General features: G+C 38.6%; 13 protein-coding genes and 1 pseudogene. 9 read left to right on the top strand and 5 right to left on the bottom strand.

Translation table 11 applies throughout. The annotated features are described in order from the left end of the window. The 5 genes from D8801_RS02610 to D8801_RS02590 all read left to right on the top strand — a co-directional run. On the top strand, window positions 1-304 hold a 304-nt coding region (locus tag D8801_RS02610), incomplete at its 5' end, for a restriction endonuclease subunit S (protein ID WP_185758483.1). 28 nt (window positions 305-332) lie between these two features. After that, window positions 333-3,683 (top strand): DEAD/DEAH box helicase family protein, encoded by a 3,351-nt coding sequence (locus D8801_RS02605; RefSeq protein WP_125847640.1) that lies wholly within the window; start codon window positions 333-335, stop codon window positions 3,681-3,683. 17 nt (window positions 3,684-3,700) lie between these two features. Then, a complete protein-coding gene (locus D8801_RS02600; protein WP_125847638.1) occupies window positions 3,701-4,474 on the top strand; it encodes a nucleotidyltransferase domain-containing protein in 774 nt (257 codons plus the stop codon). Window positions 4,475-4,482: 8 nt separating this feature from the next. Next, a complete protein-coding gene (locus tag D8801_RS02595) occupies window positions 4,483-5,535 on the top strand; it encodes a hypothetical protein (RefSeq protein WP_125847636.1) in 1,053 nt (350 codons plus the stop codon). 17 nt (window positions 5,536-5,552) lie between these two features. Beyond that, window positions 5,553-6,164 (top strand): tetratricopeptide repeat protein, encoded by a 612-nt coding sequence (locus tag D8801_RS02590; protein WP_125847635.1) that lies wholly within the window; start codon window positions 5,553-5,555, stop codon window positions 6,162-6,164. Window positions 6,165-6,846: 682 nt separating this feature from the next. Here the strand turns inward: D8801_RS02590 and D8801_RS02585 are convergent. Genes D8801_RS02585 through D8801_RS09905 form a run of 3 tightly spaced genes read right to left on the bottom strand, consistent with a single transcriptional unit; the run spans window position 6,847 to window position 8,699 of the window. Next, window positions 6,847-7,665 carry a TIGR03943 family putative permease subunit gene (locus D8801_RS02585; protein ID WP_038806066.1) on the bottom strand — a complete coding sequence of 273 codons (819 nt, stop codon included), beginning with the start codon at window positions 7,663-7,665 and terminating at the stop codon, window positions 6,847-6,849. After that, window positions 7,662-8,567, bottom strand: coding sequence for a permease (locus D8801_RS02580; RefSeq protein WP_125847633.1), 906 nt, complete (start codon window positions 8,565-8,567; stop codon window positions 7,662-7,664). Before D8801_RS02580 ends, D8801_RS02585 begins: the two co-directional genes overlap by 4 nt. Further along, window positions 8,568-8,699: an SPJ_0845 family protein gene (locus D8801_RS09905; protein ID WP_000268696.1), complete on the bottom strand. Its 132-nt coding sequence runs from the start codon at window positions 8,697-8,699 to the stop codon at window positions 8,568-8,570. Between the two features lie 130 nt (window positions 8,700-8,829). On the opposite strand from D8801_RS09905, the gene D8801_RS02570 reads away from it, so the two are divergent. Genes D8801_RS02570 through D8801_RS02560 form a run of 3 tightly spaced genes read left to right on the top strand, consistent with a single transcriptional unit; the run spans window position 8,830 to window position 11,721 of the window. Next, window positions 8,830-10,959 (top strand): Tex family protein, encoded by a 2,130-nt coding sequence (locus D8801_RS02570; RefSeq protein ID WP_125847631.1) that lies wholly within the window; start codon window positions 8,830-8,832, stop codon window positions 10,957-10,959. Then, window positions 10,946-11,389: a SprT family protein gene (locus D8801_RS02565; protein ID WP_125847660.1), complete on the top strand. Its 444-nt coding sequence runs from the start codon at window positions 10,946-10,948 to the stop codon at window positions 11,387-11,389. The genes D8801_RS02570 and D8801_RS02565 overlap by 14 nt, the downstream gene beginning before the upstream one ends. A gap of 59 nt (window positions 11,390-11,448) precedes the next feature. Next, on the top strand, window positions 11,449-11,721 hold the full coding sequence (locus D8801_RS02560; RefSeq protein WP_125847629.1) for a PspC domain-containing protein: 273 nt from the start codon (window positions 11,449-11,451) through the stop codon (window positions 11,719-11,721). A gap of 104 nt (window positions 11,722-11,825) precedes the next feature. Here D8801_RS02560 and D8801_RS02555 read toward each other — a convergent pair. Beyond that, a pseudogene (locus D8801_RS02555) lies at window positions 11,826-12,483 on the bottom strand (ABC transporter ATP-binding protein). A gap of 1 nt (window position 12,484) precedes the next feature. Further along, entirely contained in the window at window positions 12,485-14,479 is a 1,995-nt protein-coding gene (locus D8801_RS02550) for a DUF1430 domain-containing protein (protein ID WP_125847627.1), read from the bottom strand. Between the two features lie 445 nt (window positions 14,480-14,924). Here D8801_RS02550 and D8801_RS02545 point away from each other — a divergent pair, with 445 nt between their 5' ends. Next, window positions 14,925-15,683, top strand: a complete 759-nt coding sequence (locus D8801_RS02545) for an ABC transporter ATP-binding protein (protein WP_061420890.1) — start codon at window positions 14,925-14,927, stop codon at window positions 15,681-15,683.

Below are 15,683 nucleotides of genomic sequence, written 5' to 3'. Positions count from 1 at the left end.
TATATTGGCTTTTGATTCATGTTTTCCAGATAGCATTGTTGGCTTTATTCCGGGAGAAAGAACCAATAATATGTTTATTCATTATTGGTTTAGTTACTTTCAAAAGATGCTAGAAAGTCAAGCTCCAGAATCAGCTCAAAAGAATATAAATTTAAAAATATTAAGTGAACTAAAAGTAATCCTCCCCCCTCTTTCCCTCCAAAACGAGTTCGCGGACTTTGTGGCTCAGGTCGACAAATCACAATTTACTTGTCAGATAGTTATAAAACTGTGGAGAAATAGCTTGAAATCTAGTATAATATAGGTATCTTTTTATTCAAAGTGAGAGAAAAATGGGAAATTTTAGCTTTCTTTTAAAAAATACAGAGTACGAGTCATTTTCAAAGCCTTGTATAGAAGCTGAAAATATGATCGCGACATCTACTGTGGCTACTGCTTTTATGGCGCGTCGTGCTTTGGAGCAGGCTGTTCATTGGATATATAGTCACGATTCATATTTAGAAGCTCCCTATCGTGCTACCTTATCTTCTTTGGTATGGGATGATGATTTTAGAGAGATTGTGGATCCTGAGCTCCATAGGCAGATTGTTCTTTTAATTCGATGGGGAAATCATGCTGCACATGGTGGAGAAATTAAGGAACGAGAAGCGATTTTGGCTTTGCATCATTTGTATCAGTTTGTCAATTTTATTGATTATTGCTACAGTAACAAGTTTGTGGAGCGTTATTTCGATGAGAAGTTATTGCCACTTACAGCAAACATCAAGTTTCGAGAAACGCCACAATCTATGGCGAAATTACAAAACAGTTTGCCAGATCTTCCTGATTTCGATGAACAGATGGCTAGTCAGTCCTTGGCTGCTCAAGAGACTTATACTGAAAAACGTGAAACAGCAGCTCTACGGCAAGATGTATCTTTCCATATCGATCAACTATCTGAAGCAGAGACAAGAAAACTCTTTATTGATATTGATCTCCGTTTAGCGGGTTGGACATTTGAAGAAAACTGTCGTGTTGAGGTAGACGTTCATGGTCTGAAGCATGGTACAGGAACTGGATACTGTGACTATGTTCTTTATGGCAAAAATGGTAAAATTTTAGCAATTGTTGAGGCCAAAAAGGCATCTGTGAATCCAGAAGTAGGGGAGGTGCAGGTCAAGGAATATGCTGAAGCTCTTGAGAAACAAATCGGCTATCGGCCAATTTGCTTTATTACCAACGGTTTAAAGCACTACATACTTGATGGTGTTAATCGTCGCCAGATTGCAGGGTTCTACTCTCAAGAAGAGTTGCAACTGTTGATGGACAGACGTCACTTGCAAAAACCACTCGAGGATATTTCTAGCAAAATTAGGGACGACATTTCTGGACGTCATTATCAGAAACATGCGATTACAAGTGTCTGTGAAGCATTCTCCAATAATCGGAGACAGGCACTCTTGGTCATGGCAACTGGGTCTGGGAAAACCCGCACAGCGGTTTCCCTAGTTGATATCCTTTCGCGTCATAACTGGGTAAAAAATGTTCTTTTTTTGGCTGATAGAACTTCCCTAGTTAAGCAAGCTTATGATTCATTTAGGAAATTACTTCCAGATCTTTCAGTTTGCAATTTCTTAGAGGATAAAGATGGTGCTCGATCTAGTCGAATGGTTTTTTCAACCTATCCGACTATGATAGGGGCGATCAGTGATCAAGAAGAAGTAAATCAACGCCCCTTCACTGTTGGGCACTTTGATCTCATCATAATTGACGAATCTCACCGTTCTATTTATCAGAAATACAAATCAATTTTTGATTATTTTGATGCACGGATTGTAGGATTAACTGCCACTCCGCGTCAAGATTTAGATAAAAATACTTACGGTTTCTTTAACTTGGAGAATGGTGTTCCAACATACGCATACGATTTGGAAGAGGCTGTCAAAGATGGCTATTTAGTAGCTTATCATTCGATTGAAACCAAGTTGAAACTACCTACGGATGGTCTACATTACGATGATTTATCCCAAGATGAAAAAGAATATTTTGATAGCCAATTTGAAGATGGTAGTTCTGAGAAAGATATTGATCCTGAGGATTTTAATACCTCTATTTTCAATAAAAAAACAGTCAAAATTGTTCTAGATGAACTAATGACAAGAGGGATTCAGACAGCTTCAGGTGACGAAATTGGTAAAACCATTATCTTTGCTAAAAACCATCGACACGCTGAATACATCAGAGATATTTTTAACGAACGCTATCCTGAAAAAGGAAGCGATTATGCTCAAGTGATTGATTATAGCATTAAGCATTATCAAACCTTAATTGATGATTTTAAAATTAAGGAGAAATACCCTCAAATCGCAATTTCTGTTGATATGTTGGATACAGGTATTGATGTACCAGAAGTTGTTAATTTAGTCTTTTTCAAGAAAGTACGCTCTAAAACTAAGTTTTGGCAGATGATTGGTCGTGGAACCCGTCTTTGTAAAGATTTATTTGGCCCTGAGCAGGATAAGGAAAATTTCTTGGTATTTGATTATGGTGATAATTTTGAATATTTCAAAGCTGATCCGAGAGAGGGAGATGGCCGTCACATTGTTTCTTTGACTCAACGTTTGTTTAACATCAAGGTGGATTTGATTCGAGAATTGCAGGAACTTCATTATCGAGATGATCGGTTTGCTATAGAATACCGTCAGCAACTCGTCACAGAACTTCATGAACGTATGGTGGGATTAAATGAGTTAGACTTTAGGGTTCGTATGGTCTTAGATACAGTTTATACTTACAGAAAGTTGGAAAATTGGCAAAATCTAACGACCGTTACAAGTGAAACAATCCAGAAAGATCTTTCTCCGATTCTATTTGAAGAAAATAAAGAGGACGAGATGGCGAGACGATTTGATTTATGGCTGTTTCAGATACAGTTAGGACAACTGTTGGCTAAGCCAGCAACTGTCCATATATCTCAAGTTATGAAAACAGCTAAAGCTCTTGCCAGGGTTGGCAATATACCACAAGTTTTTGCACAGGCTGAAATTATCAGGAAAGTACAAGAACCTGAATTTTGGGAAGAAGTTAGTTTATCTGAGCTGGAAAAAATCCGCCTTTCTCTAAGAGATTTATTGCAATTCTTAGATAAAACGAGCCGAAAAGTCTATTATGTCAATTTTGATGATCACATTCTTTCCACTGTCCATGATACTAAGCCATATTTACAAGTCAATGACCTGCGATCTTATAATGAAAAAGTTGAACATTATTTGAAAACTCATCTAGATGATGAAGCAATTTCTAAGTTATACCATAATGAAAAATTGACCTCTCAAGATTTACTTGCACTTGAAACATTGCTTTGGGAAAAATTAGGTAGCAAGTCAGATTACCAACAACATTATGAAAATAAGGCAATTCCTAGATTGGTTCGTGAGATTATTGGTTTGGATAGAGAGTCTGCCAATCAAGTTTTTTCTAAATTTTTATCGGATGAGAGTCTCAATGCCAAGCAGATTTCCTTTGTGAAATTGATTGTAGATTACATTGTAGAAAATGGTTGTTTGGAGACTAAAGTTTTAACACAAGAGCCGTTTAAATCGTATGGTTCGGTTCAACTACTCTTTCAACACCAACTCCCTATACTTCGTAATATTGTCCAAACAATTGAACTCATCAATGATCGAGCTGGAGAAGCAGCGTAAATAATAAGAGGTTATAAATGCAAACACAAGAAGAAATGAATGTTCTGGTACCTGAAAAATTAGCAGAAATTGAGCGTGATTATGGAGTCACAGTTTTGTGGGCTATCGAGTCTGGTAGTCGTGCATGGGGCTTTGAGTCTCCTGATAGTGACTTTGATGTACGATTTATCTACAAACACAAGCGAGATTTTTATCTCCATTTGAATGAACGGCGTGATGTTATCGAGTTACCAATTGACGATACTTGGGATGTGAGTGGCTGGGATTTAGACAAGACTTTAAAACTCCTTTATAAGTCAAATCCAACACTGTTTGAATGGTTACAGTCACCAATTGTTTATCAACAAACGGATTTTATCGAGCGTATACGTCCTCTTGCCAACCAGTATTTTTCTGAGAAGAAAATGCTTCATCATTACTTGAACACTGCTAGAACTCAAATGAATAAGTATCTTTCAGGAGACAAGGTCAAACCTAAAAAGTATTTCTATGCGCTGCGTCCTATTTTGGCTTGCCGTTGGATCGAAAAATACCATTCTATTCCGCCGATTTTATTTGATGATTTGGTCAAAGAATTACTTCCGTCCCAAATGCAGGAGCATGTGTCAAGATTGCTTGACATTAAGATAAACGGTCCTGAAGACATGGAAATTGAGCCTATAAAGCCAATTCAAGATTATATTTTAGATAATATCCAAGAATTGGATGCATACGTTCAAAGTGTTAGTGAGGAAAAGAAAGACTGGAAATCTCTAAATCAATTTTTCCTTGAAGAATTAAGGCATGACTGAGGTTGTTTATGGGTAAATGGGCATGTAGATGCGGGCAAGCAATGAACGACCATAGGTCGACCGATCCAAGTGCTTATTCAGTTTATTCGGATGAGTTGTTTGAAGAAATCATGAATAAAGCTGACGACCATAATAAAATTTCTTATGATGATATTTCTGAAGCATCCTTTTATATGTGGAAGTGCCCTGAATGTGGCAGTTTCATGGTTTTTGGCGAAGACGGGGATAGGGAACGCTTTACTTTTTATGAGCGTCAAGAAGCAGAAAAGGTCGAGACTCTCTTTGATCCGAATCAAGAGCTAAATCTCGTTGTTGTTGAGTTTCAGGAGGGAGGGAATGGCTATACTTATATCTGCGATGACTCAAATATCCATATTGGGCACGCTGTAGTTGTCCCAGTGGGGAAGGAAAATACTGAAAAAATTGCTTTAGTTGTACAGAAGTATCATGCCCTACCAAAGGATATCACTTTTCCTGTTGAAAAGTTAAAACGTGTCATTCGTAGGTATTCACATTTCGACCCACTCACTTCGAAAATCGTTTGTAGAAATTTAATTAAGCTTGGAAGAATTCTTGATGCTTGCTCTAAAAATGCTAAACCTGTCACTCAGCAAACATATTATAGTATCAAAACTCCCTTAGGCTATTTCTGGTTAGAATTAAATGGAGTTCCGATTCCAATGAAAATCACACAGATTCAAGTCAGAGATAAAAAGTACCAAGTAGAAGGTGCGTTTTATATTAAGCCTTTAGAGATTAACTGTAGAAGATTCTATGAACTGGAATTATGTGCAGATTTTGATATTGATGCTTCTAGATGGATCGATGTTCTCTCGGATGAAAATGTTTGGGGCAATAGCTGGGAACTAAATGGTCTTCAATTTGGTATTACTGCAGGGGAATCTCCAGAATTTGAAGACGAAGTTGTTGCAAGAAAATATAGTCGTATCCCACTTTATTATGACTGGCACCCTGAATTTGAAGATTATTATGGCTTCAGTTTAGCTTGGAAAAAATACAAGTCTGATAGCGATTTATCAATAGATTTCTATACAACGTAAGATGCAGGAGAATAAGCATGAATCAAGCATGGGAATTATTGTTTGAAGGCAAAATTGAAGAGGCTAAAAAATTAGTTGAAGCTGATTTTTCTTTGGAAACTTGCACTAATTTTAGTTTATTAAATTTGATGGGCTATATCTATCTTGAAGAGCAAAATTATAACGAGTGCTTAAGTATCTACCAGCGTTATATTGACTTAGCCCGAACTAAAAGTGACCAAGAAAATGAACATATAGGCTATCATCAGTTAGCGATGGTCTACAGGGAAATGGGTCATTTTAAAAAAGCTCTACTCTATATCGATCAGGAAATGCAAATTATAAAAAAGTATTTTCCCAATGATGCTTTGAAATTTTCTGTCAACAACTATGAACAAGGCTACCTTCGTTTACAGTTGGGCAATCTAGAAGAGGCAGAAAGCTATATGCAAAAATCCCTAGATTTTGCTTTGACAACTGAGGACTTCATTGCCCAAGCCTGTGCATATAGAGGGATGGGAGAGATTTATCTCAAGCAAAATTCAAATAAATCACGAGATTATTTTTATCAATCTATTCAACTCTTTGAAAAAGCTGAGGATAAAATTGGAGCAGACGGGGTAAGAGCTTTATTACAAAATGGGAAGTAGCCCAACTAAGCTGAAGAAAAACAGTAAAAAGCGGAGATTCATGGCGCAGAAAAGAGGTTGGTTCATCATTTCAACAACTGAAAGTTATGAACTAGCCTCAAAAGTTTGATAGAAAAAATCCAGTTATGGGACTTAGTACATTTATATTATGGCTTTATTTTACAGAAACCGAAAGTAAATAACTATTTTTAATATAAAATTTTGTCTTTTATCATATTTTTTTGAAAAAAGCTAGTAATTTGACTGAAAAAATTTGCAATTCTCCACAAGAAAATATATAATATAGTTGAGATGGAAAAACGTTTTTCAAAAGGAGGTGCACATTATGTTCTTAGGATTCTACTTCCGTTTTTGGTTCAGCATTTGGTGGCGTTAATAGAGGTTAGTGGTTGTTAAATTAAACTCAAATAGCTTTATGCCAGTAAGAAACTGAATATTCAGTTTAATATGAGTTTTATTTTTTCTAGTAAATTAACGTTTTCTATCACAACTCTATTGCAGTTAAGCTATGATATGTGATGATTGTCAACCCTATCTTATTAACATTTTTATGGTCTCGAGAAATCTTATTTCTTGGGACTTTTTCTATTGTTTGAAAGGTTGTGTGTTGATTTTGTTGAACTAGGAGAACAAAAAAGACAAGCTACTTTAAAAAGTAATTTGTCTGTTGTTGGGTCACTTTTTATTGAAACACACGATAAACGTAGGGATTTTCTGGTTTGTCTACTTTTGTGAAACTCTCAACTTCCAGTGTTGGGAGTTTTTGTTTGAGTTCTTTATGGTAGTGGAGAGTGAGAGTTCCTTTGGCAGTAATCCAGGTATTGTCAGGATACTGGCGTGAGTTTCCCTTAGTCAGGAGTCCATATACTCCAGAGTCGGCGATACAGTGGATGATTCCAAAGCGAAAGAGGAACTGGCTATCTGGATGGCTAGGATCGTTATAAACAAAGCCAGTAAACTCGATTTTCTTTCCTTCAAACTCTTGTGGGTAGTCATAGAGAACTTCCATGACCTCCATATAGTTTTCATCAGTGACTTGAATGGTTGGCTTGGAGAGGTATTTATCAGCTGTAGCCCTCATTTCTTTTTCATAAGCGGATTTGGAAAAATAGGTACTGGTATCGGGTTTGAGGTATTGACTGGATGTTCCTTCGCTTGCCTGAATAGCAGTATCGATTCCCTCAGCAAGTGGGAAATGATATCCCTTAGCAGATACGGTTCTCGAGTCCAAACTTACTGTCGGAAAGGCAACTCCAATCAAGAGAGGTAGTGACAGTAACAGGATGCTGATTCGTCTAGCTCGACGACTTTCCAAATGGCTGTGAGAGTTGATTTTCTTGATCCAGATATAGAATTGGACCAGGGCCAATAGAAGAGAAAGGACCATGGAGATATAGACTAGATAGGAATAGTGGAGGTTAATGTAGTGACTGAGCTTGCCAGATAGCTGCAGATACAGAGTCAGGGCAAAATAGCCCAGTAAAATGAAAAATCGGATCATAGCATCACCCCCATCATGTAAGAATAAAGCAAGACAAGCACCGTCACGATGCCCATGAATTGCCAGATGAATCGCGCTTTGAGATAGTGTTTCATCATGAGGAGATTTTTGATATCAAGCATGGGTCCAATGACCAGAAAAGCAAGAACAGGAGCAAGACCAAAGCTCGAGAGGAGAGAAGCGCCGATAAAGGCGTCCGCCTCGCTACAAAGAGAGAGGAGAAAGGCTAGAAACATGAGCAAGAGAATCGCAAGGACTGGACTAGCACTGATAGATGTCAGGATCCGAGTCGGGACATAGACCTGCATGATGGCCGCAAAGAGACAGCCAAAGACCAAGTAACGCCCCATATCGAAAAACTCGTCAATAGCCTGTATAAAGATCTGAAAACCTTTTCTAGTGGGACTTAAGTATGAAAAGTCGTGTTCATGACAAGTAATAGAATTCTCTTTTTGAATGGGTTCCTTCCAGAAAAATCCTAGGAAAATCCCAAGCACCAAAGCAATCACAATAGCTCCCAGCGCTCGCAAGAAGGCAAGTTTTATTGAATTGCCAAAGGCAGAATATGTGGCGAAAAGAACGATAGGATTGATGATGGGAGCAGTCACCAGAAAAGGAACGGCCGTGTAGCTGGGCACTTTCTTTTCCAGAAAACGATTGATGATGGGAACGATTCCACACTCGCAGGATGGAAAGAGAAAGCCAATGAAGGTACCAAAAAAAATCCTCCCCCACCGATTGCGAGGGAGAAACTCATAGACCTTGTCAGGTGTGATATAGACTTCAATCCAGCCTGAAATGAGACTCCCAATCAGAACAAAAGGAAGGGCTTCAATCATGATGGAGAGAAAAATAGCCCCTGCTTGTAAGATGCTAGGAGAAAGAGATTGGAAAATCGTCATCTATTTTTTCTTCTCAACTTTTTCTTTTTTATCTTTGTCATCTGGGAAAGTGACTTGTGTTAAGTCAGGAAGTTTGGCGAATTCTTCAAACATCTTGTCCAAGTCATCCGTTTTTGTAAATTTAACAGCCATGGGCCTACCTCTTTTCTGTATTCTACCTCTATTATACTATTATTTTGTGGAAAAGGAATTATTTTGATAATCAAAGATGTAAAAAAGGGTAGGACGAAACAAGGGCTGTTCCTTATGGTATAATAGGTTTATGGATAAAAAATATGAAAAAATCTCCCAAGATTTGGGTGTAACCTTAAAACAAATCGATACCGTTCTAAGTTTGACAGCTGAAGGGGCGACGATTCCCTTCATCGCGCGTTATCGAAAGGACATGACTGGTAGTCTGGATGAGGTGGCGATTAAGGCTATTATTGACCTGGATAAAAGTCTGACAAATCTCAACGACCGTAAAGAAGCTGTCTTGGCTAAGATTCAAGAACAAGGCAAGCTGACCAAGGAACTGGAAGAAGCTATCCTGGCAGCTGAGAAATTAGCAGACGTAGAAGAACTCTATCTTCCATACAAGGAAAAGCGACGGACCAAGGCAACTATTGCCCGTGAAGCTGGACTCTTTCCTCTTGCTCGTTTGATCTTGCAAAACGTAGCTGACTTAGAGAAAGAGGCCGAGAATTTTGTCTGTGAAGGATTTGCGACTGGTAAAGAAACCTTAGCTGGGGCAGTTGATATTTTGGTAGAAGCCCTATCTGAAGATGTCAATCTACGTGCTATGACCTATCAGGAAGTATTGAGACACTCTAAAATAACCTCGCAAGCCAAGGATGAAAGTCTCGATGAAAAACAAGTCTTTCAGATATATTATGATTTTTCAGAGACAGTTGGCAACATGCAGGGCTATCGTACCTTAGCCCTCAATCGTGGGGAAAAATTAGGCATCTTGAAAGTTAGCTTTGAACATTCGACGGATCGTATCCTAGCTTTCTTTGCTACTCGTTTCAAGGTGAAAAATGCCTATATTGATGAAGTTATCCAGCAATCTGTTAAGAAAAAAGTTTTGCCAGCTATCGAGCGCCGTATTCGGACAGAATTAACTGAGAAAGCAGAAGAAGGAGCTATCCAACTCTTTTCTGACAACCTGCGTAATCTCCTATTAGTTGCTCCACTGAAAGGGCGCGTGGTTTTAGGATTTGACCCTGCCTTTCGTACAGGTGCCAAGCTGGCAGTCGTTGATACGACAGGAAAAATGCTGACGACCCAAGTCATCTATCCTGTCAAACCAGCATCAGCTCGTCAAATCGAAGAAGCCAAGAAAGATTTGGCAGATTTGATTGGTCAGTATGGCGTAGAAATTATTGCTATCGGAAATGGAACGGCTAGCCGTGAAAGCGAAGCCTTTGTGGCAGAAGTTCTGAAAGATTTTCCTGAAGTCAGCTATGTTATCGTCAATGAAAGTGGTGCTTCTGTCTACTCTGCTAGCGACCTTGCTCGTCAGGAGTTTCCAGACTTGACCGTTGAAAAACGATCGGCTATCTCTATCGCCCGTCGTTTGCAAGATCCGCTCGCTGAATTGGTCAAAATCGATCCTAAGTCAATCGGTGTCGGTCAATACCAGCACGATGTCAGTCAGAAGAAATTGTCTGAAAGTCTGGATTTTGTCGTTGATACAGTGGTTAACCAAGTTGGTGTCAATGTCAATACAGCTAGCCCTTCTCTTCTTTCACACGTAGCTGGACTAAATAAAACTATTTCTGAAAATATTGTCAAATACCGTGAGGAAGAAGGAAAAATCACTTCACGCGCTCAAATCAAGAAGGTTCCTCGTCTCGGTGCCAAAGCCTTTGAGCAGGCAGCTGGTTTCCTCCGTATTCCGGAAAGTAGCAATATCCTCGATAATACTGGAGTTCACCCAGAAAATTACGCTGCTGTCAAGGAACTCTTCAAACGCTTGGATATCAAGGACTTGAATGAAGAGGCACAAAACAAGCTTAAGTCGCTTTCAGTTAAGGAGATGGCGCAAGAACTAGACCTTGGTCCAGAAACTCTTAAAGATATCATTGCAGACCTTCTCAAACCAGGTCGAGATTTCCGTGATTCCTTTGATGCTCCTGTACTCCGCCAAGATGTATTGGATATCAAAGACTTAAAAGTCGGCCAGAAGCTGGAAGGTGTGGTGCGTAATGTCGTTGACTTCGGTGCCTTCGTTGATATTGGGATTCATGAGGATGGTTTGATTCATATTTCTCACATGAGTCGCAAATTTATCAAACATCCCAGCCAAGTGGTGTCCGTTGGAGATTTGGTAACGGTTTGGGTTAAGAAAATCGATACCGAACGTGAAAAAGTCAATCTGTCGCTCCTCGCTCCAGATGAATCTAACTGAGTACGTTCAGTCTGTTTCACTCGAAGACTTTGGTAGACCTTTTACACACCAAGCCCAGTGGAATTCTCGTCTGCGAACGACAGGTGGGCGATTTTTCCCTAAGGATGGGCATTTGGATTTTAATCCCAAGGTTTATAATGAACTAGGTTTGGAAGTCTTTCGCAAAATCGTGCGCCATGAACTTTGTCACTATCACCTTTATTTTCAGAAAAAGGGGTATCGCCATAAGGACCAAGATTTCAAGGAACTTTTGAAAGAAGTGGATGGACTACGCTTTGTACCACCTTTGAAAAGTCAGGATAGTTACCTAGTCTATCAGTGCCAATCTTGCCAGCAAACCTATCAACGCAAGAGAAAAATTAACACAAAACGCTATCGCTGTGGCGTATGCCGTGGTAAACTCGTTATCTTAAATCGGCCTAAGGACTGATGTTCTTGTTCCCGTTTTATGCTATATTACTTGTAAGAATACCGAAAGAGGAACAAATCATGAATACAAAATTTTATAAATTGAGACGAAATCGTATGGTGTCAGGAGTTTTGGCTGGTCTATCAGACAAGTGGAAACTTGATGTAACCCTAGTCCGCTTTCTCTTCTCCATTTTTACTGTGGCAAATTTTGGAATCGGAGTGATTATTTACATCATCCTTGCCTCTATCTTGCCAACTAAGGAAGAGATTGAAGCCGAAATGTACGGAACAGGACCACGCAAACGCAAGGAAGCTGAGGCCATTGATGACAATGATGGCTGGTTTTGGTGAGATTTAACAGGGAAAATTTATTATTTGCACTATGTTACTTAAAAGAAGCAGCATAAATGACTGAAAATCCCTTGTGGCTAAATAACCACAAGGGATTTTGATATTTAAGTATATTCTTTTCCATCTTGAGAGAGATGAATTACCTGATCAGCCATTTTCCAAATACTAGGATTGTGAGTTGCGATGATAATTGTTCTATTAGCATTACGAAGTTCAAGGAGAATTTCCATAATTTCCTTGGAATTTTTTGGATCTAGCGAGGCGGTAGGCTCATCGGCTAAAATTAAAGGAGGATCTTTCAGGATAATCTTAGCAAGCGCTACGCGTTGAGCTTCACCACCAGATAATTCATAGATTTTTTGGTTGAGACTTAGATAATCTAGTCTGACAGCTTGCAGTGCTTGAAGAAGAAGTCTCTCTTTTTCTTGTTTCTTGTTTCTTGTTCTGTTTTTTGCCAATCAGTCCCAGCTCAAGGTTTTCTCGAATGGTCTGACTTTCTAATAGTCCGAAGTTCTGGAAGAGATAACCTAGCTCGTTACGATAGAATTCCTCATTTTTTAGAGAAGTCAAAGATTTTCCTTTGTAAACTATTTCTCCTTTGTCGAAAGTCTCTAGTTTTGCAAGCATATTGAGCAAAGTGGTTTTTCCACAACCACTGTCTCCTATCAAAGCATACACCATACCACTTTGAAAATTCAGATTCAAGTCTGAAAAAATAATACGAGAACCAAATTGTTTCCAAATATGTTGTAATTCAATCATACTATCCTCCTTTGATAATGCTAGCATAGGTTTTGCTTTCCTTTTTATCACAGATTTTCAATAGAAGAACAGCTAAACTTGAAAAGCTGAGAAATAGAATCAGGGTAATCCAGATATTCTTAGAAATAATGAAAGCTAGACTACTTCCGAGAAAGAGAGCTGTTATTTGAGAAGTGATATATCTACGGTGTAATTCAAAGAAATAATAGCCTGCGATTTTTTTCAAGAATATGGTTTTGCGAAAGGCTTCAAAATAGAGCAGATTTAAACTTGTAAACAGCAAAATTGAAGTCAAAATAGCAAACATAGCACTCGCTAAGTTACTAAAAATTTCGATTTTAATTTTTTGATTTAACTGGAGATAGGTTTCCCTAGCAGGCGATAGCCTTGAGACCATATGATCAAGTTGATAGTGTTTTAAAAGTTCTTGTGTCTGGTGGAGGTCTGTAAAATAGAGATATTCTAGATTTGTAAACCAGAAGATGGAGGAAGCCTTACCAAGTGCTTTAGGAGAGAGCACAAGAAAGATGGGATTTGATAACCATTGATCATAAGCAATATGGGCGGTATTATAGAGAAATACATCATTTTTTTGATTGGTATAAGCTATACTAACTTCGACAGTTTGATTAGACTCGCTATTGTATAATCGGTTGGCTAACTCTTGTTGCAAGTTTGCTTTTATATCTTTTTCATTTTTTTGTAGTTCTTCTGGGAGTATGGCAAGAATCTGTCCATCTTTGAGGGTGCTGATTTTTTGAAAGATTTCTGATGATAATTCTATACCTTCCTTTTTGAAGTAGCTGGGCGTGACGTAGAGAATATTTTTTCCTTCCACACCATAAGGGTTATTTTCAGTTTCATTATGATTTGAGGTAGCTTGCTTAAGAGCTTGCTCAACTAGATTATGTTTAATAAGGAAGGCATTCTCATTATCTATAGCATGCTGAATAAAGTCAAACCATTTATCAGCATTTGTCTGCAGTTCATCTAAATTTTTCATCTGACTGGAACGCCCTGTTTGAAGAGTAACAACATTGGAGCGTTGTTCCCAAGTAGCTTGTCCAGCCTCATTTTTCTCAAGTATATGATAGTAAGTAGACATACGTCCAAATCCTACAATAACCAGTAGAATGGCAAGTACCTGACCAAAGTAGAGAATGCGTAGAATTGACTTGATTGGTAATTTTCCTTTGATGATAGAGAGGAGATGGACTTTTTTTAAAGAAATGGTAAAAAGAAAGGCAATTAGAAGACTAAGTAAGAGAAGTAGGCTATTGTAAAGAATAAAAAGTATTCCTAGAAAAGTCTGAACTTCATAAGGATATCCCAAGGAAATGAGCAAGATACATGCTATCAGCAAAGCAGGTAGACCAAAAAGAAGGATATCAAGTCCGTCTCTTGCGAGAGAACGAAAGAAGAGATAGCTCAGCCGCTCTCCAGAAATCAATCTAATCCCTGACTGAGAAAGAGATTGAATCTGACCGATAACAATTAAAGCTAAGAAAGTCAGCAAAAAGATTAACATACTGATGAGCTGATCAGGTTGGGTAAAGATGGCCAGTACGAAGGATACTCTGTCATTTTCAAATGCATTCGCTTTTTCTAGTCCAAGTTCTTTCAGATGAGTGGCCAATTCTTGACTAGTTAGGGATCCGCTGATAATATTGTAGTTGTTGAGAAGATCGCTCTTGTGAATGCTTTCTTGACTTGCTGGAGGCATCCAGTCTGGGAGTTGCCCATCTCCAAAAACTTCGTAGAGAGTTCTTGATTTTCCATCACTATCTACTTCCCAAATGGTTCTTGCGATAAGACTATTATGTTTCCTAGCAAGGCTATTTAATTCTTCTTTAACGGTAGAATAATCTGCTTGCCCGCTTAATACTGCTGCACCTGGGAACAGGATTTGTGGAAGAGAGTCTTTCCAAAAGGACAGAGTGGCAATGAGGAAGAAAGTTAAAAGAAGATTGCTGATGAAGAGAAAAACACGTTTCATAGGAACCTCTTTCTAAAAAAGAGGGAGCTGAACCTCCCTCCTTATAGCAGTGATACGAATGATAGTTTAGCACCTTTAAAAATAATTAGCAGAAAGCCAATTATTTTACAAGACGTTAAAGAAAGCCTTTTCATAACTTAATTTTACTATTTTTTTAAGAATAAAACAAGCAATGACAGGACTTCTTATAGTAGCCATTTTCAAAAAAATTCCCCAATCTTACAAAAATGTAAGATTAAAGTCTCTTTTGTAAGATTAGGTTATGGCAGGCCGTCTTTTTTTGCGATAAACTAGACTCATAAAGAACAAAGGAGCAAAACCATGAAAAGAATCTTACAAAAGAAAACAAAAAAACCAAGTCAAAAAGATATCGAGCGTGTTCAACTGGGATGCGCTATGATGCAAGCACAGTTTCAATTGATGGGATATTAAGAAGGAGAAGATCATGACACTTTTAGATGTAAAACACGTTCAAAAAATCTATAAAACACGTTTCCAAGGCAACCAAGTTGAGGCCCTCAAAGATATTCACTTTACAGTAGAAAAGGGTGACTATGTTGCCATTATGGGGGAGTCTGGTTCTGGGAAATCAACCTTGCTCAACATTTTAGCTATGCTGGATAAACCAACTCGCGGGCAGGTTTACCTCAACGGAACCGACACAGCCACTATTAAAAATTCACAGGCTTCAAGTTTCCGTCGTGAGAAGTTAGGCTTCGTCTTCCAAGACTTTAACTTGCTAGATACCTTGTCTGTTAAGGACAATATCTTGCTTCCGCTAGTTTTATCAAGAAGACCCATCACAGAGATGATGAAGAAATTGGTGGTAACAGCTGAAAATTTAGGCATCAACCAATTGCAAGAGAAGTACCCTTACGAGATCTCTGGTGGTCAAAAACAGCGGGTTGCAGTAGCGCGCGCCATCATCACAGAACCTGAAATTCTTCTTGCCGATGAGCCAACAGGAGCCCTTGACTCCAAGTCATCTGCAGCTCTTTTGGATGTTTTTGATGAAATCAATGAGCGTGGCCAAACCATTCTGATGGTAACTCACTCAACCGCAGCAGCCAGCAGGGCCAAGCGCGTTCTCTTTATCAAGGACGGCATTCTTTACAACCAAATCTACCGTGGAGATAAGACAGAGCGTCAGATGTTCCAAGAAATCTCTGATACTTTGACTGTTATGGCAAGCGAGGTGAATTAG

Origin of the sequence: Streptococcus oralis, from assembly GCF_003943415.1 — a bacterium.
In the GTDB taxonomy this organism is placed as follows: Bacteria; Bacillota; Bacilli; order Lactobacillales; family Streptococcaceae; genus Streptococcus; species Streptococcus oralis_BJ.
Note: the sequence above shows the minus strand (reverse complement) of the source record. Positions and strands in the feature narration are given on the sequence as shown.